This is a genomic window from Stenotrophomonas sp. 05L44_2 (assembly GCF_056665995.1).
The window spans coordinates 1-1,700 of record NZ_JBFTNR010000818.1; the positions used below are offsets into that span (position 1 = coordinate 1).

A 1,700-nucleotide genomic window follows, 5' to 3' on the forward strand; every position below is an offset into this window, starting at 1 on the left:
GTGCCACGGTGCCGGTTCTGCCGAGGCTGAGCTGACCGACGTTGCTGTCACCGGTCATCAGCCAGGTGCTGTCGCCGTCGATCTCGGCACGGGTGACATTGATGAAACGGCCGTCGATCTGCGCCTTGTTGCGCAGGGCGACATTCAGCGAACCCATGGTGGCGAACAGCGAATCAAGGCGGACATCACCCGACAAGCGCGCATCATCCACGGTGAAGTTCACGTCGGTGAACGAGCCGGAAACGGCGCCATCGCGGCCTACGCGTAGCAGGTTGCCGTCACCTGCAATCAGGTGTGAGCCATTGGCTACGGTGATGTTATAGGTGCTCGCGAACCGTGGGATGACCTGGATGGCGGCACCGCGGCCGGACTGCAGGGTGGAGTCATTTATGTCGAGCCGCAGCGCGCCGGAGTCAACACGCTCACCCATCAGCAATGCACCCACATTGGCCGCCACCACCTGTGAACCATTGAGGATATCCATCTGGCCCACCACAAGGCGGGCGCCGGTCCCGGTGGTGAAGGGACGGGGCGGTGAGTGGAGGTCATCGACGCGAACATATGTGCCATCCAGCACGACCGAGGGAGTGAACTTCGGGTCCCAGGTCGACAGGGTCGAGGCATCAATGCCGATGCTCGAAGTTGCACCGGGGGCCAGATGGTCGGCGTCGACCTCCACGATACTGTCCTTCAGCGTTACCGAGGTGTAGCCACTGCTAATAAAGACGCCACCGTCGATCCGGCTTGAGTTGGCCACAAGCGTGGTTTCACCGTACAGATAGATGGCGTGGTGCTCCAAACCGGTGCGGACAACCCGCGCGTTCTGCAGGTTCACCACGGACGTATCCCCCGCGCGAATGTGCTGGGTCTGCCCGCCGTTGACCGTCAACTGCGAGCCATTGATGAGCCTCCAGGCCTCGATGGGGTCAGCTGCACCCACCTCGGCGGCCTGGTCATCCAGATCGCCTGCCAGTACAGCGCCGGCGGGGAGTGAAGCCAGGGCCAGCAGCAGGCTGCGGAACAGCCGGTGCGGCGTCGGCGGGCGAGGCGAGGAAACGACGGAGCTGAGCTTCATGGGGGATCCTTGTGTCGGGAATGTGGGAGGCACGCGCCACCACGTAGGCATTCGGATCGGCTCCCGTGTCAGGCGGCTTTGCTTGAGTGGCCGTGATGGGGGCTGGATGCGAAGGAACGCGTCTCCTTTGGCCGCAGTCTGTGTGCGCAGGCGCGGCCGTCCCATGCAAAAAGTTGTAAAGCGCACTGGACACCCCGGGTGCCTTCAGCTGCCAGCCAGCCCTGCGGCAGCGCCCCGCGGGCGTTTTGCAATGTGTTCGATGGTGCCGGCCGGTAGCAGCGCCGAGCATGGCCCCTCCATTCAGGAGTGCTTTCCATGCAGAGTTCCACCCCGGCGCCCCAGGTGCTGGCTGTTGCCCTGGCCGCTGGCCTGTTCACCAGTGGTCACGCCAGCGCACAGCAGGTCGTGGCCGACGGCGATGACCAGACGCCCCCGCCAGGCGACTACCACACCACCGAGCCGGTACTGCCGGGAGATACCTCGGGGTATGCGTTCCATGCCCTCAATGGCGGCCGCATTCTGCCAACAGGCCCGGTGAATCTATCCACGGAAGGACGTGCAGCGCACGCGGTGCATGTCGAGGGCGCCGGAAGCCTGGTTTCGCTGGAAGGGGGAAAACTGACCA

The 1,700-nt window shown here is 64.2% G+C and carries 1 protein-coding gene and 1 pseudogene; one reads left to right on the forward strand and one right to left on the reverse strand.

What is annotated here, in order from left to right:
* Positions 1-1,075 (reverse strand): annotated as a pseudogene (locus tag AC1VAN_RS20960) (autotransporter outer membrane beta-barrel domain-containing protein); the annotation flags it as partial.
* 315 nt (positions 1,076-1,390) lie between these two features.
* Between AC1VAN_RS20960 and AC1VAN_RS20965 the strand changes: the two are divergent.
* Positions 1,391-1,700, forward strand: a 310-nt coding sequence (locus tag AC1VAN_RS20965) for a hypothetical protein (protein ID WP_480986652.1), incomplete at its 3' end; no start/stop codon positions are given.